The sequence below is a fragment of the Paenarthrobacter sp. NPDC090520 genome (assembly GCF_044769205.1).
GTDB lineage: Bacteria > Actinomycetota > Actinomycetes > Actinomycetales > Micrococcaceae > Arthrobacter.
Window position 1 is genome coordinate 312,915 of the sequence record NZ_JBIVXM010000002.1, and the last position, 22,160, is coordinate 335,074.

Sequence of the window (22,160 nt, forward strand, 5' to 3'; positions counted from 1 at the left end):
CGTCCGGGGGGGCGGCGCCCCCCTCCCGTACCCTCCCCTCTCCGTGCGGGGCGGGCCCGGCGGGCCCGCCCCCCCCCCCCCGCCGCGGGGGCGCGCCCCCCCCCCCCCCCCCCCCCCCCCCGTCCATATTCAACGCATCCCTTTGGAGTTCACGTGACTACCTCTGCCAACGGCAATTTTGTCCGCAAACCCTTTATCGCAGGCAACTGGAAGATGAACATGGACCACGTCCAGGGCATCACGTTGCTGCAGAAGCTCGCGTGGACGCTTGACGACGCGAAGCACGACTACAAGCGTGTTGAAGTGGCGGTCTTCCCGCCCTTCACCGATCTCCGTGGCGTGCAGACGCTGGTTCAGGGCGACGACCTCGAGGTCGCTTACGGTGGCCAGGATCTGTCCCAGTTCGACTCGGGTGCCTACACGGGCGACATTTCCGGCCAGTTCCTCAACAAGCTGGGCTGCTCGTATGTCCTGGTGGGGCACAGTGAGCGCCGGACTATCCACCATGAATCCGACGAGGTCCTGAACGCCAAAGTCAAGGCCGCTTACCGGCACGAGGTCACCCCCGTCCTCTGTGTTGGCGAGGGACTCGAGGTCCGCCAGGCCGGCACGCACGTGGAGCACACGCTTGCACAGCTTCGGACCGACGTTGAAGGCCTCACCGCGGAGCAGGCAGCTGATCTGGTGGTTGCCTACGAACCCGTATGGGCCATCGGAACCGGCGAAGTCGCCGGACCTGAGGACGCACAGGAAATGTGTGCCGCCATCCGCGCCGAGCTGACAGAACTGTTCGATGCCGATGTCGCTGCCAAGACCCGCCTGCTGTACGGTGGATCGGTCAAGGCAAACAATGCCGCCGCGATCCTTGCCGAGCCGGACGTGGACGGTCTCCTGGTGGGTGGCGCCAGCCTTGACCCGGCGGAGTTTGCTAACATTGTCAGGTTCGAGAGCCACCTCGTCACGGACTAGTCCGGCTCCCGCTTTCCGCTTCTTCGAAAGGCCGTCGTGGACGTTCTTCAAGTTATCCTGCAGATCCTGCTGGGCATTACCAGCCTTCTGCTGACGCTGCTCATTCTCCTGCACAAGGGCCGTGGTGGCGGCTTGTCCGATATGTTCGGTGGTGGCATGAGCTCCGGTTTGAGCTCGTCCGGCGTTGCGGAGCGGAACCTCAACAGGTTCACCATCATCCTTGGCATCACCTGGGGAGTGGTCATCATCGGCCTCGGCCTCATCATGCGTTTCACCTCCGGCGGGGATTCCTGATCTTCTCCGGAAAGTTCGTCACGCCATCCTGAACGGCGGCACCAAAGTTTGGTGCCGCCGTCGTGCACCTGGCATTAGACTGTCGGTGTTGGCCGTCAGGCCCACGGGCCATACGGCCGACCACCGAGTCGCTAGGGGTTCGAAATGGTTCATGGCACGCCCGGTTACCGGGGGACCCGAGTGGGAATAACCCAAGGGTCCGCACCGAGAAATCAGAGCGACCACAGTGACGGAGAACAATTGCCGCGTATTCGTGTTCCGTATTGGTGCGCCAAGGGACACGAAACGCGGCTTGTTTTTCTTAAGCTGCCGGACGAGCAAATTCCCAAGACCTGGGACTGCCCTAAGTGTGGGCTACCGGCGTCCCGTGACCCGCTGCATCCAGCAGCAGCACGCCCGGACGACGAAATCTTCAAGTCGCACCTGGACTACGTTAAAGAAAGACGCTCCAGCCAGGACGCAGAAATTGTCCTGGCCGGAGCGCTTGAGAGGCTACGCGCCCGCGGGGTCCTTCCGGACCAGCTGCTGCGGGACACGTGAGGCGGCGTTCTCGTCGATCAGCCACAGGGTCCTTGAGCGGCCCACCGGGCCGGCTGCAGGCACCTGTACGGGATTGGCGCCGGCCAAGGCAAGCCCGACAGCACCGGCCTTGTCTTCTCCGGCTACTACCATCCAGATTTCCTGGGCGGTGTTGATGGCGGGCAAGGTCAGGGAGACCCGCGACGGCGGCGGCTTGGGTGAGTTTTCAACGCCCACCACAGTACGGTCCTTGACCCGGATGGCTGCCTGCTCCGGGAACAACGAAGCAACGTGGGCATCCGGGCCGACGCCCAGCAGGAGGACGTCGAAGCGGGGCAAGGTGCCCGGTTCCTCGGGCCGGTCATCAGACATGTCGGCCGCGTGTTCGGCTTCGGCGGCTGCCTTCAAACGGTCCGCATAGTCTGCGGCAGCTTCCTCGGCTGTTGCGAAGTCATCCGAGGAGCCAGGTTCGTGGATGCGCTCGGGATCCACCGGAAGGTGCGCCAGAAGCGCCTCACGGGCCTGCCGTGTGTTCCGGTCACCGCTGTCGGCGGAGACGAAGCGTTCGTCGCCCCACCAGAAGTTCACCCTCGACCAGTCCACCGCGGGAGCGGCTGCCGAGTCGGCGACCGCCCGCAAAGTACCGATACCCACTGTTCCGCCGGTGAGGACCACCGTGGCTTCGCCGTGCTTGTCCTGGACGTCCACGAGCTTGGTGATGAGTCGTGCCGCAATGGCGGCCATCAACACTTTGGAGTCTGGGTGGATGCTTACTCTTGGCTCAGCGTGCACTGGTCTGGACTCTCCTCTGGCTGGTAAGTGGCAGTCCCATCGTAATCACTTCTCCGAAGACTTCGTCGGGGTCGAGCCGGCGGAGTTCTTCGGCGAGGCAGTCCTTGAGGCTGCGCCGCGGCAGGGTGATGCGCTGCGCCGGCTGGCCTGGCTGGGTGAGCTCGGCGACGGACAGTCCTGGACGGAACAGTTGCACATCTCCGCTGGCGCGGGTCAGCCGCACACGGCGGATGCCCGTACCGGCAGGATCGGCCACGATGGTCACCGGTGCTTCAAGTGCCAACGTCAACCACGCAGCCAGCAGAAGCGTGCTGGGGGAGTCCGAGGCACCTTCGACAGCAATGGCGGACACCGGATCACTGTCCACCTGGTCGAGCACCGCGGCGAGTTGGATGCGCCAGTTGGTGAGGCGGGTCCAGGCGAGGTCGGTGTCTCCGGCTTTGTAGGTGTTGCGGATGGTGTCGAGGGCTTGGGCGGGGTCGGGTTCGTTGGCGGAGTCGGTGATGCGGCGGTGGGCGATGGCTCCGATGGAGGTTTCGCAGGCCGATGCGGGGGCGCCGTGGGGCCACCATGCGACGATGGGTGCGTCGGGGAGGAGGAGTCCGGCGACGAGGGATTCGCTTTCGTGGGCCATTTGGCCGTAGCCGCGCAGCACGATCACTTCGGACGCGCCGGCGTCACCGCCGACGCGGATTTGCGCGTCGAGCCGGTCCGGGGCTTCGGCGCCGGCGTCGGCCAGGACGATGATCCGGCAGGGGTGTTCCCGGCTGGCTTCGTTCGCGGCTTCGATCGCTTCTTCTTCTTGCCCGGATTTGGTCACGACGACCAGGGTCAGGACCCGGCCCAGGGCGATCACCCCGCCTTGCTCGCGCAGGGAGGTGATTTTCTTGGAAATTTTCGAGGTGGTGGTGTCCGGCAGATCGACAATCATGGCCTTCTCCAGGTTCGTCCGTCACGGGCCAGGAGCTCATCGGCCGAAGCCGGCCCCCAACTGCCCGGTGCGTAGGGTTGCGGTTGTTCATCCAGGGACGCCCAGTAGTCCTCGAACGGGTCAAGGATCTTCCAGGACAGTTCCACTTCCTGGTGGCGGGGGAACAGCGGCGGCTCGCCCAGGAGCACGTCCAGGATCAACCGCTCGTAGGCTTCCGGGGAAGATTCGGTGAAGGAGTGACCGTAGCCGAAGTCCATGGTCACGTCCCGGACTTCCATCTGCGTGCCCGGGACCTTGGACCCGAACCGGATCGTGGCGCCCTCATCGGGCTGGACCCGGATCACCACCGCGTTCTGCCCGAAGTCATCCTCGCCGTGGTCACGGAAGAGCAGGTTCGGGGCGCGTTTGAACACCACCGCGATCTCCGTGACCCGCCGACCCAGGCGTTTACCGGCGCGGAGGTAGAACGGCACCCCGGCCCACCGGCGGGTGTTGATGTCCACCCGGATCGCCGCGAACGTCTCGGTCTTGGAATCGGCGGGGATGCCGTCTTCCTCCAGGTACCCCTGGACTTGTTCCCCGCCCTGCCAGCCACCGGTGAACTGCCCCCGCGCCGAATGCGTGGACAAATCCTCGGGGAGTTTGACCGCGGCGAGGACCTTTTCCTTCTCCGCCCGCAAATCATCGGCGTTGAACGAGATCGGCTCTTCCATCGCCGTCAACGCCAGCAACTGCAGCAGGTGGTTCTGGATCACGTCCCGGGCCGCACCCACACCGTCGTAATACCCCGCCCGGCCACCGGTACCGATATCCTCGGCCATCGTGATCTGCACATGGTCCACGTAATTCGCGTTCCACAACGGCTCGAACAACTGGTTCGCGAACCGCAACGCCAGGATGTTCTGCACCGTTTCCTTGCCCAAATAATGGTCAATCCGGAACACCGCATCCGGCGGGAACACCGACTCCACAATGTCATTCAACGCCCGGGCCGAGTCCAGGTCATGACCGAACGGCTTCTCGATCACCACCCGACGCCACTGCCCGGTCTTGGCCTGCGCCAACCCATGCTTGGACAACTGCCGGCAAACCTGCTCAAACGCCTTCGGCGGGATCGAGAGATAGAAGCCATGATTACCGCGGGTGCCGCGGGTTTCATCCAACTCCTCCAACACGTCCCCGAGCCGCTCGAACGCATCATCATCATCGAACTCACCCGTCACGAAACGGATACCGGAGGCGAGCTGCTCCCACACGGCTTCATCAAACTTCGTCCGCGCGTGCGCCTTCACGTTCTCTTTGACCTCAGCGGCAAAGTCAGCGTTATCCCACTCACGCCGGCCGAAACCCACCAAAGCGAAACTCGGCGGCAACAACCCACGATTAGCCAAGTCATACACCGCAGGCATCAACTTCTTACGGGCAAGATCACCAGTGACCCCAAAGAACACCAACGACGACGGCCCAGCAATACGACTCAAACGACGATCCCGCGGATCCCGCAACGGATTCCGCAAACCAGCAGTCTTCCTGCCGTTTTCAGTATCTGGCATTTTAGGTTTTGTGCCTTAGCTTTCGAGTGCGCTGGGCTGACCGGCCAACGCAGCGATGACATCCTGGAGCTGTGCTACGCCTGCGGCACGCTCGGTGAGGTGCAGGCGCAAGACGGGTCGGCCGTGGCTTTCGAGGACCTGGGCGTCGCCCGAGGCCTGGGCCGCAATGAGTTGACCGAAGGTGAAGGGCCGCTCAGGAATTTCAAGATCAAGGGAGGACGCTGCAGTGACCTGCAGGAACACACCGATGGCGGGGCCGCCCTTGTGGAACTGCCCGGTGGAGTGCAGGAAGCGGGGCCCCCAACCGAATGTCACCGGACGCCCGCTGGCAGCTGCGAGTTCATCGCGGATGCCCTCCAGGGGTGCATGGCTGATGCGGTCCAGGTACGCCTGGACGCTGAGGTAACCATCGGTGCCGAGCTGGCCAAGAAGCGCCTGCACAGCGTCCGTAACAGTCGCCGAGGAGCCGAGCCAATCGCCGCCGCGTACTTCCACGGCACCGTCGGTGAAGGCAGCAGGCGTCGGTTCGGGACGGGCATCGAGCAGGCCACGAGCGGCAACCTTGGCGGCTTCAACGTCGGGCTGGTCGAACGGGTTGATACCCAGGAGGCGACCGGCGACGGCGGTAGCAAATTCCCAGACGAACATCTGCGTGGCCAGGCCACCGGCGATGGCCACCTCGTTCTCGCGAAGTTCGACGTCGTCATCCGCACCGACCAGGCGGATGACCAGCACGTCGTCTGCACCGCCGCGGGCTTCGGGGGAGTCCGGGCCAGCGACAACAGGCAGGACACCGGTGCCGAGCTTGCCGGTGGATTCGGCAATGAGCTGTTCCGCCCAATCAGCGAAGCCAACAATGCCGGATCCGTCCTCTGCGATGACGATCTTGTTCCGTAGCGGGTTGGTCCCGCCCAGGGCAACACCGAGGGACAGGCCAATGTTGTCCGAGGAGTCCTCGTTGAGGACCTCTCCGGCTTCTTCGGCCTCATCAAGGAACGCCTGGATATCCACGCCGGCCAAGCCGCACGGGACCAGGCCGAAGGCCGTCAGGGCCGAGAAACGGCCGCCGACGTTCGGGTCTGCGTTGAACACGGCACGGTAACCGGCTTCGCGGGACGCCTTGTCCAGGGGCGAGCCCGGATCGGTCACGATGATGATCCGGCTCTTGGCGTCGATCCCGGCGTCGTTGAACGCCTTCTCGAACACCCGGCGCTGGGAATCCGTCTCAACAGTGGAACCGGACTTGGACGAAACGACGATCGCCGTTTCAGCCAGCCGGTCCGCGAGGGCAGCACTGACCTGTTCAGGATCGGTGCTGTCGAGAACAGTCAGCTCGACGCCAGCGGTGCCGGCAATGACTTCCGGTGCCAAAGACGATCCACCCATGCCACACAGGACAATATGGGAAACGCCTTCGGCGCGGAGCGCGTCACGCAACTCGAGGATCTGGCCGACCAATGGCTGGGAAATGGCCGGAGCCTCAACCCATCCAAGGCGGATAGCGGATTCCGACTCCGCGTCCGGACCCCACAGCGTGTGGTCCTTGGCGAAGATCCGCGTAGCGATCCTGTCTTCGACCAGGCTGTCAATGTGCTGGGCGATTGCCTGCTGTGCGGCACCGCTGGCGTCAAAGCTGATTGTGCTCATTGTTGGTTAGGAAGCCTTCCGTGCGGTAGCAAGTGCGCCTTCGACGTCGGCCAGCAGTTCCTTCCAGCTGGCCACGAACTTCTCGAGTCCCTCGGACTCGAGGAGCGCAACGACGTCGTTGTAGGAGACACCGAGGTTTTCAAGGGCGTTGAGGACGGCGTTGGCGTCTTCGTACGTGCCGCTGATGGTGTCGCCGGTGACCACACCGTGGTCGAAGGTGGCATCCAGGGTCTTCTCCGGCATGGTGTTCACTACGCCGGCGGCAACCAGTTCGGTCACGTAGAGGGTGTCCGGGTATGCCGGGTCCTTGACGCCGGTGGAAGCCCACAGCGGACGCTGGGGGAGTGCGCCCGCTTCTGCGAGCACGTTCCAGCGTTCCGTGGAGAACAGCTCTTCGTAGACCTGGTAGGCAAGGCGTGCGTTGGCGACGCCTGCCTTGCCCTTAAGAGCCTTGGCCTCGTCGGTGCCGATGCCGTCAAGGCGCTTGTCGATCTCGGTGTCCACGCGGGAAACGAAGAACGAGGCGACCGAGTGGATCGTGGACAGATCGTGGCCGTTCTCCTTGGCCTGCTCAAGGCCGGACTGGAAAGCGTTGATGACTGCACGGTACCGCTCCAGCGAGAAGATCAGGGTCACGTTGACGCTGATGCCCTCAGCCAGCGTGGCAGTGATGGCTTCGAGGCCTTCCAAGGTTGCCGGAATCTTGATGTGGACGTTGTCCTTGTTGACCTTGGCGTAGAGGTGCTTGGCCTCGGCGATGGTGCCGGCGGTGTCCCAGGCGAGGCGCGGGTCGACCTCGATGGATACACGGCCGTCAACACCGTTGGTGGCCGCTGCGAGCGGGGCGAAGAGGTCGCAAGCGTCCGCCACATCAGTGGTGGTGATCTCGAAGATGGTTTCTTCGACGCTGGCACCCTCTGCGGCCTTGGCTGCAATGGTTGCGTCGTAGTCCGTTCCGGAGGTGATGGCGGCGTGGAAGATCGACGGGTTGGTAGTCACGCCAACCACGTTCTTCTCGTCAATGAGCTTCTGCAGCGTGCCCGTTTCCAGGCGGTTGCGGGAGAGGTCGTCGAGCCAGATGGAAACGCCGGCGTCAGACAGCTGCTGCGTGGGAGTGCTGGTCATTGGTTTTCTCCTTGATGGGATTTCAGACGATTACTAAGAAAGGTCTGCGAGGGAGTCTTTGGCAGCGGCTGCAACAGCTTCGGCGGTGATGCCGAATTCGTTGAACAGGCGCTTGTAGTCGGCGGAAGCGCCGAAGTGCTCGAGGCTGATGGAGCGGCCGGCGTCGCCGACGAATTCCTGCCAGCCGAGGGCGAGGCCTGCTTCGACGGATACGCGTGCCTTGACGTAGCCGGGGAGGACGGATTCGCGGTAGGCCTCGTCCTGCTTCTTGAACCACTCGACGCAAGGCATGGAGACAACGCGGGTGGCGATGCCCTCGGACTGGAGTGCTTCGCGGGCCTGGACGGCGAGCTGGACCTCGGAGCCGGTGCCGATCAGGATGACCTGCGCGTCAGCTGTTTCGCCGTCCTTGGAAGCCTCGGCCAGCACGTAGCCGCCCTTGGCAACACCTGCGGTGGACGCAAAGGTGTCACCGTTTGCTGCACCTTCGCCACGGGCGTAGGTGGGGATGTTCTGGCGGGTCAGGACAATACCGGCCGGGTTCTCGTGGTTCTCCAGCATGGCCTTCCATGCTGCGGAGACTTCGTTGGCGTCTCCGGGGCGGACAACGTCCAGGCCGGGGATGGCGCGCAGCGAGGCGAGCTGCTCCACCGGCTGGTGGGTGGGGCCGTCTTCGCCCAGGCCGATGGAGTCGTGCGTCCAGACATACAGGGAGGGAACACCCATGAGGGCGCCGAGGCGGATGGCGGGGCGCTGGTAGTCGGAGAAGATCAAGAACGTGCCGGAGAACGCGCGGGTGCGGCCAGCCAGGGAGATGCCGTTCACGATCGAGGCGGCGGCGTGCTCGCGGATACCGAAGTGCAGCACACGGCCGTACGGGTTGCCCTTCCAGGCTTCCGTGGAGCGGGAGGCCGGGATGAACGACGGCGAACCTTCGATGGTGGTGTTGTTGGACTCGGCCAGGTCAGCCGATCCGCCCCAGAGTTCCGGAAGGACCGGGCCGATCGCGTTCAGGACCTTGCCCGATGCTGCGCGGGTGGAAACGTCCTTGCCGGCTTCGAAGACCGGGAGGGCGGCGTCGATGCCGACGGGCAGCTTCTTGGCTTCGATGCGCTCGAGCAACGCGGCGCCGTCCGGGTTGGACGCCTGCCATGCCTCGAACTTGCTCTGCCACGCGGCCCGCTCTTCGGAACCGCGCTCCACAACCTTGCGGGCGTGGGCCAGGACCTCCTGGTCCACCTCGAAGGACTTGGCGGGGTCGAAACCGAGGACCGACTTCAGCGCGGCAACTTCTTCGGCGCCGAGTGCGGAGCCGTGGATCTTGCCGGTGTTCTGCTTCTTCGGGGCCGGGTAGCCGATGATGGTGCGCAGCGAAATGATGGACGGCTTGGTGGTCTCAGCCTTCGCAGCCAGCAACGCCGAGTACAGTTCCTGGACGTCTTCGACGTACTCGCCGGTCTTGGTCCAGTCCACGCGGTGGGTGTGCCAGCCGTAGGCCTCGTAACGCTTCAGGACGTCTTCGGTGAACGCAATGTCCGTGTCGTCCTCGATCGAGATGTGGTTCTCATCGTAGACAACAACAAGGTTGCCCAGTTCCTGGTGGCCGGCGAGGGAGGAAGCCTCGGACGTGACGCCTTCCTGCAGGTCACCATCGGAAGCGATGACCCAGATGGTGTGGTCGAACGGCGATTCGCCGGCGGGAGCATCGGCGTCGAACAGGCCGCGCTGGCGGCGCTGGGAGTAAGCGAAACCAACCGAGGACGCAAGGCCCTGGCCCAGCGGGCCCGTGGTGATTTCCACGCCGGCGGTGTGCTTGTACTCCGGGTGGCCCGGAGTCAGCGAACCCCAGGTGCGCAGTGCTTCGAGGTCCTTCAGTTCCAGGCCGTAACCGGAAAGGAAGAGTTGGATGTACAGGGTCAGGGAAGTGTGGCCCGGGGAGAGGATGAAGCGGTCGCGGCCAATCCACTCGGGGTTCTTCGGGTCGTGGCGCATCAGCTTCTGGAACAGCAGGTACGCCGCCGGAGCCAAGCTCATGGCCGTACCAGGGTGGCCGTTGCCGACCTTCTCCACAGCATCAGCAGCCAACACCCGAACAGTGTCAACAGCCTTCTGGTCCAGATCGGTCCAGGACAGTACTTGCTCTTCCAAATGTGGCACGAAAACCGAGCCCCTCTCTGTGCTGACGGCAGGTTTTGGAAACACGGCGCGCAGGAAGCTCAGGATGGCGCCCGCTGCAATGTGTCTACCAGCCGTTCACCATTGAAACGTTGATCTCTCATCCAGTCGCACGGAGAATCCGAGAATACGGTTTCCCGGAAAGTCGACGTGTGCTGATCTGTTTCACAGCTTAGCCCTAAACGTGGCGTGGGACTCAGGGAATCCCACTAACTGGACAGAAATTCGCTTATATGAATCACCAAGGCGCCCCGAACGCGTGAAGATTCGGAAACATTGGCGTATTTTGCGGACATTGGTCCACTTCCGGCCACGGTATGATATTTGGAGGCCACCAGCGGTGTCCGGCCCCCGGTTCCACCATCAACCGGACGCTGCCGCTGCGAGAACCCCAGAGCATAGAACAGAGTGACTGCCGCCGTGAGCACAACTGATACGCCCCTTAACGCGTCCCCGGCCCGGGGAGGCATCGGAATTTCCCGTAAGTTCAAGGCGTATCTGGCCCTCACCAAGCCCCGGGTCATCGAACTGCTCCTGGTCAGCACGCTGCCCACCATGATCTTCGCCCAGCGAGGCTTCCCCTCCATTGGCCTGATCCTTGCAACGCTGGTGGGCGGAGCCTTTGCCGCCGGCAGCGCGGGCGTCTTCAACTGCTACATCGACCGGGACATCGACAAGTTGATGCACCGCACCGAGAAGCGTCCGCTGGTGACGGGAGAGGTGACTCCCCGCGAAGCGCTCGTGTTCGCTTGGATCCTCGGGGCCGCGTCCATCGCGATCCTTTGGTTCGGTGCCAACCCGTTGTCCGCGTGGCTCGGCCTCGGTGCAATCGTCTTCTACGTCGTCATCTACACGATGATCCTCAAGCGCCGCACCGCGCAGAACATTGTCTGGGGCGGCGCAGCGGGTTGCTTCCCGGTACTCATCGCCTGGTCGGCAGTGACCAACACCGTTGAATGGCCGGCGATCGTCCTTTTCATGGTGATCTTCCTCTGGACCCCGCCGCACTACTGGCCCCTTTCCATGCGCTATGGCGAGGACTACCGCAATGCCAAAGTGCCCATGCTGGGTGCCATTGCCGGCGCCAAGGTGGTCTCGGTGCAGGTTGTCCTTTACGCATGGGCCATGGTGGCATGTTCGCTGCTGATGATCCCCGTGGGCGGCGCGGGCTGGGTCTACACCATTGCGGCGGTCGCCGCCGGCGCCTGGTTCCTCTACGAGAGCCACGCCTTGTACAAGCGGGCCCAGGGTGGCGACGTTTCGAACAAGGGCGCCATGAAGGTCTTCCACGGTTCCATCAGCTACCTGACGCTGCTGTTCATCGCCCTCGCCGTCGATCCCTTCGTGGGTGCGCCGCTGATCGGCGGCTAACGCCCCAAGGCTCCAGCTACGCACAGTCCGACGTCGGACTTTTCCGTTAATCACCCGCCGCACGCTCTCCCAGCAAATCGCCCATCGTTGGGATCGCTCTCTCACGAAACGCCGGTGTCCTGCCCAACGCTCTCGCATCTAGGCGCCGCGTCAGACCGACGCTCGCTCAATTCGTCAGGAAAGTGAGAGAGCGTCGTCGGGCCGGGGGCGTTTCGTGAGCGAGCGTTCGCCAGACGGATGTTCTCACACGGCAGCCCCTCACTGCTGTCGTGATCCGGCTACGAAGAAGCCCGACGTCGGCACTCGGGACTTGAGTAACACCGTCGGGCCTTTCCGCTGGCGGCAGGCTGCCAAGCCTCCCGTGCTCCTACTTGACCGGGCTCGCCTTCGCCAGGTCTGCCGCGTTGGTTGAGGCGCTCATCAGGAGCGCCGCGCCGAGCATGTGGGCGCCAACCAGGAGGGCGGGGATGCCGTTGTAGTACTGGGTAAAGCCAATGATGGCCTGCAACACGGTGACCGCCACCATGAGGTACGAGGCCGTGCGGAAGGGCCCGGCAATCTTGTGCCGGAACACCACGTAGACGGCAAAGAGTGAGCCTGCCGTGATCAGGTAGGCCGGAACGGCGTGGATGTGCGAGAAGAGGTCCCAGTCGAGGTCGTTCCTCGGTGCGTCGGCATCGCCTGCGTGCGGGCCGGCGCCCGTCACCACTACTCCGAGCATCACCGCGATGGCAGAGAACACGGCCACTGCGAGCATTGCCGGGCGCAGAACAGCCGGGAGCGGAACCAGGGTGCGGTTCATGAACCGCCCTGTGCGCCCGTAGGCCCGGTTGACCAGGAGGGTGGCAAACACCACCAAGGCCATGGACACCAGGAAGTGCAACCCCACGACCCAGGGATTCAAGCCGGAAAGAACCGTGATGCCGCCGATGACGGCCTGCGCGGGGATGCTGGCCAGAAGTCCAAGTGCCAGAAGGAAGAGGTCACGCCGTTGCTTGCGGAGGTTCCACAAGTAGACCAGCATGAGGGCGGCCACGGCCGCCAGTGCGAACGTCAGGAGGCGGTTGCCGAACTCGATGAATCCGTGGATGCCCATTTCCGGAGTGTTGACGAGGGAGTCCGAGGTGCATCGTGGCCACGTGGGGCAGCCAAGGCCGGAGGCCGTCAGGCGGACGGCGCCGCCGGTCACAACCAACACTGTTTGACCGATCAGTGACAGGACGGCCAAGCGCCGGATGGTCCGGTTCACCTCGGTGGGGAGCTTGGAAGTGAACCGCTGAAAGGTTTGGGGAAGGCGTGATGCCGTGCTCACAGGTTTCTCGTTTCTCAGTTCTCGTTCGGTGGTCAGTTCCACTTGAACCAGCGGATGGCCGCGGCGCCCGCAATCAGTGTCCACAGCAGCAGGACCAAGGCGGCGGGCCAGGCGATGGCTCCGTGCAGGAACGCCTCGCGCAACGCTTGTCCGAGGGCGCCGGAGGGCAGGAAATGCACAATGTTCTGGGCCAGCGCCGGGAGTCTCTCGGCCGGAACCACAATGCCACCCAGGGCGCCGAGGAGGATCCACAGGAGGTTGGTGATGGCCAACGTGGCCTCCGGGCGCACCGTACCCGCAACCAGAAGCCCCAGGGCGGTGAACGCTGCAGCACCGAGGACCAACAGAGCCAGCCCCGGCAGCCAGCCTGCCGCTTCGGGGCGCCACCCCAGCAAACCGGCAACCACGGTGACCACCACTACCTGCAGGAACAACACCACCAGCACGGCCAGGATCTTTCCGGCAATGAGTCCACCCCGGCCCAGCGGGGTGGTGGACAGGAAGCGCAGGACGCCGTAGCGGCGGTCGAATCCTGTGGCGATGCCTTGGCCGGTGAAGGCCGTGGACATGGCGCAGAGGGCCAGGATGCCCGGCGTCGCGATATCAACGCGGGAGCCGCCGAGGCCGTCCAACAGGGGAGTAACAGCCAGGCCCACCAATGCCATGAGCGGCAATACGATGGCCAGGATGAGCTGCTCTCCGTTGCGGAGCATGGTGATGGTCTCGTACTTGCCCTGTTGGACGATGCGGCGGGACAGGGAGGCCGGACCTGCGTTGTGTGCCAGGAGTTTGCTCATCGAAGGTCCCTTCCGGAAAGGTCCAGGAATACGTCCTCCAGGCTGCGTGCCTCAAGCCGGAGGGATGCGGGCATGATGTTCCGTTCTGCCCACCACGCGGTCAAGGCTGCCAGGTCCGCCGGAGTCAAGGCGCCACTGACCGAGTAGCTCCCTGACCTTGTTTCGGTGACCTGGAGGCCTGCGCGGAGAACTGCGCTGAAGTCCAGCCCGCCGGGTGCGTCGAAGTAAAGGGTCCTGTCGGCGATGTCCGTCGAATGGTCGTTCGCCAACAGTTCGGCAACGGTTCCTTCGGCGACGTTGTGCCCGCCGTCGATGATGTAGACGTAATCGGCGAGCCGCTCGGCGTCGTCCATCAGGTGGGTGGTGAGCACAATGCCCATGCCGGCGTCGCGGAGTTCGGCGATGAGGTCGAAGACGATCTGGCGCGATTGCGGATCAAGCCCTGCGCTGGGCTCGTCCAGGAAGAGGATGTCCGGATTGCCCACCAGGGCGGCCGCCAGGGCGAGGCGCTGTTTTTGCCCTCCGGACAGCCGGCGGACGCTGGTCCTGCTGAACTGGTTGATGCCGAGCCGTTCCACCAGGAGGTCAAGGTCCATGGGGTTCGCGTACATGCCGGCCACATGGCGCAGCAAGGGAAGGGGGCGGGCCGACGGCGGGAGGCCGCCGTCCTGGAGCATCACACCAACGCGGGACCGCAGTTCCGCCCCTGCGGTGTCCGGGTCTTCGCCGAGGAGCGAGATGGTGCCCCCTGTCCGTTTCTGCAGGCCTTGGGCGCACTCGAGGGTGGTGGTCTTGCCGGCACCGTTGGCGCCAAGGAGGGCGGTGATTTGCCCGCGCTCCGCTACCAGGGAAACGCCACTCACAACCCTGAGCATTTTGCCGTCAAGGGAGGCCAGGGGGCCAACATCCTTGATGAGTCCGTCTATGGTAAGGACAGGGGAGTCGGTGGATCGCACCAAAGTATTCTACGCGAAGTAGTACGGTCACATGCGGCGGGTAAGGCAAGGTCAGTCTTGCCTTACTGGAGGCCGGAATGAAATTACGACATGATTGTGTTGTGTATTCCATGAGCACTCCAGTTTCCATGCCCTCGAAGCGGCATGCTGCGGCGGACGGGCCCGTTGCGCCCGTGCCTTCGCTGCCGGATGCTGAAGACCGTACGCGCGACCGCGTCCTTGCCGCGGTCCTGGAAAACGGACCTGTCAGCGCCGCGGAACTCGGCGACCTGCTTGGATTCACCCCTGCGGCCGTACGCCGGCACTTGGACCACCTTGAACGGAACGGCGTCATCGAAGTCAAGCGGGTCGCAAAGGCCGGAGCCGGTGCAGGCCGCCCGGCACGGCGGTACGTCCTCAGTTCACAGGGCCAGTCCAAGCTGGGCGACGACTACCTGAACATCGCAACCTCTGCCCTGCGCCGCCTGCAGGATATCGCGGGAGAAGATGCGGTACGCGACTATGCGGAAGAACGGTTCGCCGAGCTGGAACGCCGTTATGCGCCCGAGGTGGCCGCTGCCGGTGAGGACATAGGAGCCCGCGCAGTGGCTTTGTCCAAGGCACTGAGCCGGGACGGCTACGTCGCCTCCGCCCACTCCATCGAGGCCAAGGCTCCCTTGCCCGCCGAATTCTCCAGCGTCCAACTGTGCCAGGGGCATTGCCCCATACAGCAGCTCGCGGCGGAATTTCCCGTGTTCTGCGACACCGAAACCAAGGTGTTCTCCCGTTTGGTGGGCGTCGATGTCCGCCGCTTGTCCACCCTGGCGCAAGGCGGTCACGTCTGCACCACCCACATACCTACCGGGCGACCGGCTGCCACGATGCTCCCCGGCATCGCAGAGCAGTCCGGAAACCTGTCCAAGGAATCAAACAACCAGCAAGAAAGGCCGTGATGACGGGTCAATTAGCTGAAGGAACAGCAGAGAAGGCGGTAGCTGACGGCACTGTGATCTCGGAGATTCTGGAAAAGAATCCCGAGCTGCATGGCATCGGCAACTACGAGTACGGCTGGGCCGACAAGAACGACGTCGGCGCCAACGCCCGCCGTGGCCTCGATGAGGAGGTTGTCCGTGACATCTCCGACAAGAAGAGCGAGCCCGAATGGATGCTCGACCTACGCCTCAAGGGCCTGAAGTACTTCGACCGCAAGCCCATGCCCACCTGGGGTGCAGACCTCTCGGGCATCGACTTCGACAACATCAAGTACTTCGTGCGCTCTACCGAAAAGCAGGCAGCCACGTGGGAAGACCTGCCCGAGGACATCCGGAACACCTACGAGAAGCTGGGTATCCCGGAAGCTGAGCGCAGCCGCCTGGTTTCGGGCGTTGCGGCCCAGTACGAGTCCGAGGTTGTCTACCACCAGATCCGCGAGGACCTCGAAGCCCAGGGCGTGATCTTCCTGGACACCGACACCGCGTTGAAGGAACACCCGGAGATCTTCCAGGAGTACTTCGGCACCGTGATCCCCGTGGGCGACAACAAGTTCGCCTCGCTGAACACCGCGGTCTGGTCCGGTGGCTCGTTCGTGTACGTTCCCAAGGGTGTCCACGTGGACATCCCGCTGCAGGCCTACTTCCGTATCAACACGGAGAACATGGGCCAGTTCGAGCGCACCTTGATCATTGCCGACGAAGACTCGTACGTGCACTACATCGAGGGTTGCACGGCTCCGATCTACACCTCGGACTCCTTGCACTCGGCAGTGGTGGAAATCATCGTGAAGAAGGGCGCACGCGTCCGCTACACCACCATCCAGAACTGGTCCAACAACGTGTACAACCTGGTCACCAAGCGCGCCATCTGCGAAGAGGGCGCCACCATGGAATGGGTCGATGGCAACATCGGTTCCAAGGTCACCATGAAGTACCCGGCCGTCTACCTCGTTGGCGAGCACGCCAAGGGCGAGACCCTGTCCATCGCCTTCGCAGGCGAGGGCCAGCACCAGGACACCGGCTCCAAGATGGTGCACATCGCACCGAACACCAAGAGCTCCATCATTTCCAAGTCAGTGGCCCGTGGTGGCGGCCGTGCTGCCTACCGTGGCCTGGTCCAGGTCCGTGAAGGCGCCAAGCACTCGGCCAACACGGTCCGTTGCGATGCGCTACTGGTGGACACCATTTCCCGTTCGGATACCTACCCGTACATCGACATCCGCGAGGACGACGTCGTACTGGGCCACGAGGCAACCGTTTCCCGCGTCAGCGAAGAGCAGCTCTTCTATCTGATGTCCCGCGGCATGCCGGAGGACGAGGCCATGGCCATGATCGTGCGCGGCTTCATCGAGCCGATCGCCCGTGAACTGCCCATGGAATACGCCCTCGAGCTCAACCGCTTGATTGAACTTCAGATGGAAGGATCCGTCGGTTAACAATGACTGATATCACTACTGAAAAGGCTCGCATCGGCGCGCCCTCAGCACAGCCCTTTATCGACGGCTTCACCGAAGAAGGCGAGAACCTCTCGCCGATCAACGCCGGCTCGACGACGGAACAGCCTTCTGCGGGACCCCTCGCCGGTGCGTCGGCGAAGGGTCACTCGCACGGCGGCGGCGTCGGCGTTCCCGACAGTTCGCGCGCCGGTCGCCTGACGTCCTACAAGGTGGAGGACTTCAAGGCACTGACGGGCCTTGAAGAGGACTGGCGGTTCACCCCGCTGCGCCGCCTCCGTGGGCTGCACAGCGAAGCCCTGACCGGTGCTGCGCCGGCCGTGTCCGTCAACGCCCCTGCCGGAGTGACGGTTGAGACCGTGGGCCGCGAAGACCAGCGCATCGGCCAGGCAGGCATTCCCGAGGACCGCGTCTCCGCGAACGCCTGGGCGAACTTCCAGGAAGCCACCGTCATCACGGTTCCCTCGGAAACGTCCCTCGAATCGGAGATCACGGTGACCCTCGCCGGTGCCGGTACCGATGCTGCCGCCCAGCACGTGGTTGTTGTGGCGGAGAAGTTCTCCAAGGCCGTCCTGGTCCTGGGCCACGAAGGCACTGCCGTCGTGTCCGAGAATGTCGAGATCATCCTCGAAGACGGTGCAGAGCTTACTGTCGTGTCGCTGCAGGAATGGAACGACGATTCGGTTCACGCCTCCTCGCAGCAGGCAAAGATCGGCCGTGACGCGAAGTTCAAGCACATCGTCGTCAGCCTCGGTGGCGACCTCGTCCGCGTGACGCCGACGGCCCGCTTCGCAGCCCCCGGTGGCGAAGCGGAACTCTTCGGCCTGTACTTCGCAGACGCCGGGCAGCACCTTGAGCACCGCACGTACGTTGACCACGGGCAGCCCAACTGCGTCTCCAACGTGCTTTACAAGGGCGCGCTGCAGGGCAAGGGTGCACACACTGTATGGGTAGGCGATGTCCTGATCCAGAAGAACGCCGAAGGCACCGACAGCTACGAGAAGAACCAGAACCTGGTGCTGACCGACGGCTGCCGCGCGGATTCCGTGCCCAACCTGGAAATCGAGACGGGCCTGATCGAAGGTGCGGGCCACGCCAGCGCCACCGGCCGTTTCGATGACGAGCACCTCTTCTACCTCATGGCACGCGGTATTCCGGAAGACGTTGCCCGCAGGCTCGTGGTCCGTGGCTTCCTGAACGAGATCATCCAGAAGATCAAGGTTCCGGCCATCGAGGACCGTCTGACCGAAGCCGTCGAGCGCGAGCTCGCCGCAACCGACAACTAACGTCCACCGACAACCAGGACAGGCCAACAGGACAACCATGAGTGATCACATCAAGGGCGAACTCGTGTGCAACGCCAACGACATCAAGGTCAAGCAGGCGCTGCGCGTCCTGATCGATGACTACCCCGTAGCCATCGTGAAGGACTCGATGGGCGAAATTCACGCCGTCGGAGACACCTGCTCGCACGCTGACATCTCGTTGTCCGAAGGCGACGTCGAAGGCTGCGCGATCGAGTGCTGGGGACACGGTTCCCAGTTCGATCTGCGCAGCGGACAGCCCCTGCAGTTGCCTGCCTACGATCCTGTCCCGGTTTTCGCCGTCGCCATCGATGGCGACGACGTCTACGTGGATGTGACCAACGTTGTGAACGGCGCTCCGGTAAACAACTACTGAGCGCCCAGTACCGCCAGACTTACGAACGGAAAGAAAGAAGAGCATGTCTACTCTTGAGATCAAGGACCTGCACGTCAGCATCGAGACGGAGCAGGGCACCAAGGAGATCCTGAAGGGCGTCAGCCTGACCATCAGGACCGGCGAAACCCACGCCATCATGGGCCCCAACGGTTCCGGCAAGTCCACGCTTGCTTCCACCATCGCCGGCCACCCGCGTTACACGGTGACCAGCGGCAGCATCACCCTGGACGGCGAAGATGTCCTGGAGATGAGCGTTGACGAGCGCGCCCGTGCAGGCGTCTTCCTCGCCATGCAGTACCCGGTGGAGGTTCCGGGTGTCACCATGACCAACTTCCTGCGCACTGCCAAGACCGCCATCGACGGTGAAGCACCTGCCCTCCGCACGTGGACCAAGGACGTCAAGGCAGCCATGCAGCAGTTGCGCATCGACGCCGACTTCGCCCAGCGCAACGTCAACGAAGGCTTCTCCGGCGGCGAGAAGAAGCGCGTCGAGATCCTGCAGCTCGAGCTCTTCAAGCCCAAGTTCGCCGTGCTCGACGAAACCGACTCCGGCCTGGATGTCGACGCCCTCAAGGTGGTTTCCGAAGGCGTCAACCGGGCACACGCCCAGGGCAACATGGGCACGCTGCTCATCACCCACTACACCCGCATCCTGCGCTACATCAAGCCGGACTTCGTTCACGTCTTCGTTGACGGCAAGGTAGTCGAAGAAGGCGGCCCCGAGCTCGCCGACCGCCTCGAAGAAGAGGGCTATGACCGCTACGCCACAGGTGCCGGCGTCGCTGTTGCTCCTGCCGCTCAGGCCTAGTTAGGATCACCTTATGACCGAAATCAACGCTGCGCGCACCAGCCTCGAGGATGTCGAGGAAGCGCTCAAGGACGTCATCGACCCCGAGCTTGGGGTCAACGTCGTTGACTTGGGCCTGCTTTACGGCCTGAAGTACTCGGACGACGACGGCGCCCTCCTGATCGACATGACACTCACCACGGCGGCTTGCCCGCTGACGGACGTGTTGGAAGAGCAGGTTGGCAAGTCCTTGGACGGCATCGTCGATGACTGGCGCCTGAACTGGGTATGGATGCCGCCATGGGGTCCCGAACGGATCACCGACGACGGCAAGGACCAGATGAGGGCCCTCGGCTTCAACATCTGATCACCTGGCTGTCCCGCTGTAGGCGGACACGAGGAAACGGTTCCGGGCTTATGCCCGGAACCGTTTCCGTTTAAGCCCCGGCTATGGTGTGGCGACGCCGAACGTGTCGCACTTGTTGATGTCGCCGGTGGAGTAACCCTGGGAGAACCACTTCTGCCGCTGTTCGCTGGAGCCATGCGTCCAGGACTCCGGTGAGACCCTTCCGGTGGCCGCTTCCTGGATGCGGTCGTCGCCCACTGCCGATGCAGCGGAGAGAGCATCCTGCAGGTCCTGCTGGGTTATCGGATCCAGGAAGGGCTTTCCCGTTGCAGGGTCAGTCTGCGTTGACGCGTAACGCACCCACAGGCCGGCGTAGCAGTCGGCCTGCAGTTCCACCCGCACTCCGCCGGATTGGGGGCCTTGGGGATCCTGTTGTGCCCGGTCAAGGTTGCCCAGGATGTTCTGGATGTGGTGCCCGAATTCGTGCGCCACCACGTATTCCTGCGCGAGGGGGCCGCCCGAGGAGCCAAACCGCGTCACCAATTCGTCGAAGAAACCAGGGTCGAAGTAGGCCTTGACGTCGGCAGGGCAATAGAAGGGCCCTACGGCAGTGGTCGCCTGCCCGCAGCCTGTAGTGGTGACTTGGTCGAAGATGACCGTCCCCGGCCGCGAGTACTTCACGTTGTAGTCGGCCAGATAGGCGGGCCAAAAGGCGTTCAGGCTGTTGACCGTCCCGGTGATGCGGCAATCCAGCCGCTTGTCGGCATCCGCACCTGTCTGGCATTCCTGGACGCCGCCCGTTCCGGTGCCGCTCTCGACGGCGGGTGGCTGGCCGCCGCCGGTGATGTCACCGAGGATGTTGGGATTCACTCCCAAGAGCACGAGCAGGAGGGCCACAATGCCGCCTCCGATTCCGCCGCCGATCTTGGTTCCGCGTCCTATGCCGCTGCCGCGTCGGTCTTCAACCTGCGAGGGATCAAGCTGTGCTCCGTCATTGAAACTCATACAGCCAGAATAGACGTCACCTTTGATGCCTGACGGCGGACACTGCCGTAAAATTGCGGGGATGCCTTTCCTGGACAAACTTCAACTCTGGGCCGATGAACGCCCGCACCACACGGCCGTGGTTGTGGGCAGCAGCCGGCTCACCTGGGCGGAACTCCGCGACGCCGCCACGGACCTTATGGACACCCGGGCTACTACGGTGCTGGCCGAACAGAACTCGGTCCCCTTCATCGAACGCTACGTTGCCGCGGTGGCCGGGACCCGCCGCTGCGCCGTCCTCGACCCGGCTTGGCCCGGGCCCATGGTTGAGGAGGTCGCCGCGAGGGTCCAGGACTCGACGACGGTTACCGATAGGCAACTGCTGGATGGCGATCCCGCCAGCACGTTCCTGGTTGGACTGACCTCCGGCACAACCTCCATTCCCAAGGCCTTCACCCGTTCGCGCCGTTCCTGGCAGGTCTCCTTCGATGCCTCCATCGAATTTTTCGGCTTGGAACAGGACGACCGTACACTCGCTCCCGGGCCGCTTTCGGCATCCCTGAACCTCTACGCATTGTCCGAGTGCCTTTACGCGGGAGCCTCGTTCCATACCCTGGACACCTTCGATGTTGGCGACGCCCACGCGGCCATCAGCCACGACGGCATCACCAGGCTCGTGCTGGCCCCCACCATGCTCCGCCTCCTCAGCGAACGCGGCCTGGCCGGCGATGTGGACGCCTCGGGGATCCGCAGCATCGTCTCCGCCGGTTCCAAGCTCGATGCCCGCACGTTGGAGGCAGCCCGCCGCTGGGCTCCCAATGCGGTGATTTACGAGTACTACGGAGCCTCCGAACTGAGCTTCGTGTCCGGCACCCGGCTGGCCGCCGGGGAGCCGTTGGACATTGGCGGGACCGGCATTGGACGCCCGTTTCCTGGCGTGGACGTACGGATCCTTGATGACGCAGGGAACGAGCTTGAGCACGGTCAGCACGGAAATATCAGCGTCCGCAGCGGGATGGTCAGCAACGGCTACCTTTGGGGCGATGATGGCCAGGCGCTTCGCTGCCTCGACGGCTGGTACACGGTAGGGGACCAGGGCTACCTGGATCATGGCACCTTGCATATCCTCGGACGCCGGGCGGACATGATCATCACCGCAGGCAAGAACGTTTACCCGCACGAGGTGGAGCTCGCCCTTGCTTCCGTGCCGGGCATTGAATCCGCCGTTGCGGCCGGGGCGCCGGACGACATCAGGGGCCAAAGGGTGGTCGCGGGAATCGTTCCCGCATACGGGGCTGTCACAGCCACCCAGCTTCGCACGGGCCTGGACGGATTACTGCCACGGGACAAATGGCCGCTGCAGTACTTCGTCATGGCCGAGCTGCCCATGACGGACCGCGGCAAGGTGAGCCGCAAGGTTCTCCTGGATTGGATCAAGAACCACGATCCGCGGGTCCAGCCCCTTGGCTAAGGCGG

At 63.7% G+C, this 22,160-nt stretch carries 21 protein-coding genes; 11 read left to right on the plus strand and 10 right to left on the minus strand.

Annotated elements, in window-relative coordinates; genetic code table 11:
* Positions 1–153 precede the first annotated feature (153 nt).
* The 3 genes from tpiA (at position 154) to ACIQTZ_RS04095 (ending at position 1,803) form a co-directional block, all read left to right on the plus strand.
* Positions 154–969, plus strand: a complete 816-nt coding sequence (tpiA, locus tag ACIQTZ_RS04085; RefSeq protein ID WP_400332306.1) for a triose-phosphate isomerase — start codon at positions 154–156, stop codon at positions 967–969.
* Positions 970–1,005: 36 nt separating this feature from the next.
* Complete coding sequence (gene secG / locus ACIQTZ_RS04090; RefSeq protein WP_017198454.1) at positions 1,006–1,263, plus strand: preprotein translocase subunit SecG; 258 nt, start codon at positions 1,006–1,008, stop codon at positions 1,261–1,263.
* Between the two features lie 144 nt (positions 1,264–1,407).
* Positions 1,408–1,803, plus strand: a complete 396-nt coding sequence (locus ACIQTZ_RS04095) for an RNA polymerase-binding protein RbpA (RefSeq protein ID WP_402977762.1) — start codon at positions 1,408–1,410, stop codon at positions 1,801–1,803.
* Here the strand turns inward: ACIQTZ_RS04095 and pgl are convergent.
* Genes pgl through tkt form a run of 6 tightly spaced genes read right to left on the minus strand, consistent with a single transcriptional unit; the run spans position 1,756 to position 9,978 of the window.
* Positions 1,756–2,574 carry a 6-phosphogluconolactonase gene (gene pgl, locus ACIQTZ_RS04100; protein WP_400332309.1) on the minus strand — a complete coding sequence of 273 codons (819 nt, stop codon included), beginning with the start codon at positions 2,572–2,574 and terminating at the stop codon, positions 1,756–1,758. The genes ACIQTZ_RS04095 and pgl overlap by 48 nt on opposite strands.
* Positions 2,564–3,505: a glucose-6-phosphate dehydrogenase assembly protein OpcA gene (locus ACIQTZ_RS04105; RefSeq protein WP_402977765.1), complete on the minus strand. Its 942-nt coding sequence runs from the start codon at positions 3,503–3,505 to the stop codon at positions 2,564–2,566. Before ACIQTZ_RS04105 ends, pgl begins: the two co-directional genes overlap by 11 nt.
* Positions 3,502–5,058 carry a glucose-6-phosphate dehydrogenase gene (gene zwf / locus ACIQTZ_RS04110; RefSeq protein WP_402977768.1) on the minus strand — a complete coding sequence of 519 codons (1,557 nt, stop codon included), beginning with the start codon at positions 5,056–5,058 and terminating at the stop codon, positions 3,502–3,504. The genes ACIQTZ_RS04105 and zwf overlap by 4 nt, the downstream gene beginning before the upstream one ends.
* Positions 5,059–5,073: 15 nt before the next feature.
* Complete coding sequence (locus tag ACIQTZ_RS04115) at positions 5,074–6,705, minus strand: glucose-6-phosphate isomerase (protein ID WP_402977771.1); 1,632 nt, start codon at positions 6,703–6,705, stop codon at positions 5,074–5,076.
* Positions 6,706–6,711: 6 nt separating this feature from the next.
* Positions 6,712–7,830 (minus strand): transaldolase, encoded by a 1,119-nt coding sequence (gene tal / locus ACIQTZ_RS04120; protein ID WP_400332318.1) that lies wholly within the window; start codon positions 7,828–7,830, stop codon positions 6,712–6,714.
* Positions 7,831–7,863: 33 nt separating this feature from the next.
* Positions 7,864–9,978 carry a transketolase gene (gene tkt, locus ACIQTZ_RS04125; protein ID WP_402977973.1) on the minus strand — a complete coding sequence of 705 codons (2,115 nt, stop codon included), beginning with the start codon at positions 9,976–9,978 and terminating at the stop codon, positions 7,864–7,866.
* A gap of 435 nt (positions 9,979–10,413) precedes the next feature.
* Between tkt and ACIQTZ_RS04130 the strand changes: the two genes are divergently transcribed.
* Positions 10,414–11,376, plus strand: a complete 963-nt coding sequence (locus ACIQTZ_RS04130; RefSeq protein ID WP_397321786.1) for a heme o synthase — start codon at positions 10,414–10,416, stop codon at positions 11,374–11,376.
* A 367-nt stretch (positions 11,377–11,743) separates the two neighbouring features.
* On the opposite strand, the gene ACIQTZ_RS04135 is transcribed toward ACIQTZ_RS04130, so the two are convergent.
* The 3 genes from ACIQTZ_RS04135 to ACIQTZ_RS04145 are packed head-to-tail and all read right to left on the minus strand — an operon-like array spanning position 11,744 to position 14,441.
* Positions 11,744–12,688: a heme A synthase gene (locus tag ACIQTZ_RS04135; protein WP_402977774.1), complete on the minus strand. Its 945-nt coding sequence runs from the start codon at positions 12,686–12,688 to the stop codon at positions 11,744–11,746.
* Positions 12,689–12,720: 32 nt separating this feature from the next.
* The gene (locus ACIQTZ_RS04140; RefSeq protein WP_402977777.1) at positions 12,721–13,485 is read right to left on the minus strand and encodes an ABC transporter permease; all 765 of its coding nucleotides are present in this window, start codon (positions 13,483–13,485) and stop codon (positions 12,721–12,723) included.
* Positions 13,482–14,441, minus strand: coding sequence for an ABC transporter ATP-binding protein (locus ACIQTZ_RS04145; protein WP_402977780.1), 960 nt, complete (start codon positions 14,439–14,441; stop codon positions 13,482–13,484). The genes ACIQTZ_RS04140 and ACIQTZ_RS04145 overlap by 4 nt, the downstream gene beginning before the upstream one ends.
* Positions 14,442–14,551: 110 nt before the next feature.
* Here ACIQTZ_RS04145 and ACIQTZ_RS04150 point away from each other — a divergent pair, with 110 nt between their 5' ends.
* The 6 genes from ACIQTZ_RS04150 to ACIQTZ_RS04175 are packed head-to-tail and all read left to right on the plus strand — an operon-like array spanning position 14,552 to position 19,721.
* Positions 14,552–15,373, plus strand: a complete 822-nt coding sequence (locus tag ACIQTZ_RS04150) for a helix-turn-helix transcriptional regulator (protein ID WP_402942551.1) — start codon at positions 14,552–14,554, stop codon at positions 15,371–15,373.
* Positions 15,373–16,848, plus strand: coding sequence for a Fe-S cluster assembly protein SufB (gene sufB, locus ACIQTZ_RS04155; protein ID WP_144658782.1), 1,476 nt, complete (start codon positions 15,373–15,375; stop codon positions 16,846–16,848). Before ACIQTZ_RS04150 ends, sufB begins: the two co-directional genes overlap by 1 nt.
* 2 nt (positions 16,849–16,850) lie before the next feature.
* Positions 16,851–18,152 carry a Fe-S cluster assembly protein SufD gene (gene sufD / locus ACIQTZ_RS04160; RefSeq protein WP_402977783.1) on the plus strand — a complete coding sequence of 434 codons (1,302 nt, stop codon included), beginning with the start codon at positions 16,851–16,853 and terminating at the stop codon, positions 18,150–18,152.
* Positions 18,153–18,189: 37 nt separating this feature from the next.
* The gene (locus ACIQTZ_RS04165) at positions 18,190–18,546 is read left to right on the plus strand and encodes a non-heme iron oxygenase ferredoxin subunit (protein ID WP_400332335.1); all 357 of its coding nucleotides are present in this window, start codon (positions 18,190–18,192) and stop codon (positions 18,544–18,546) included.
* Between the two features lie 43 nt (positions 18,547–18,589).
* Positions 18,590–19,375 carry a Fe-S cluster assembly ATPase SufC gene (sufC, locus tag ACIQTZ_RS04170; protein WP_400269424.1) on the plus strand — a complete coding sequence of 262 codons (786 nt, stop codon included), beginning with the start codon at positions 18,590–18,592 and terminating at the stop codon, positions 19,373–19,375.
* Between the two features lie 13 nt (positions 19,376–19,388).
* Positions 19,389–19,721: a metal-sulfur cluster assembly factor gene (locus tag ACIQTZ_RS04175; RefSeq protein ID WP_144658786.1), complete on the plus strand. Its 333-nt coding sequence runs from the start codon at positions 19,389–19,391 to the stop codon at positions 19,719–19,721.
* 81 nt (positions 19,722–19,802) lie between these two features.
* Here the strand turns inward: ACIQTZ_RS04175 and ACIQTZ_RS04180 are convergent, their stop codons facing one another.
* Complete coding sequence (locus tag ACIQTZ_RS04180; protein ID WP_402977786.1) at positions 19,803–20,705, minus strand: neutral zinc metallopeptidase; 903 nt, start codon at positions 20,703–20,705, stop codon at positions 19,803–19,805.
* Between the two features lie 61 nt (positions 20,706–20,766).
* On the opposite strand from ACIQTZ_RS04180, the gene ACIQTZ_RS04185 reads away from it, so the two are divergent.
* The gene (locus tag ACIQTZ_RS04185) at positions 20,767–22,155 is read left to right on the plus strand and encodes a class I adenylate-forming enzyme family protein (protein WP_402977788.1); all 1,389 of its coding nucleotides are present in this window, start codon (positions 20,767–20,769) and stop codon (positions 22,153–22,155) included.
* Positions 22,156–22,160 lie beyond the last annotated feature (5 nt).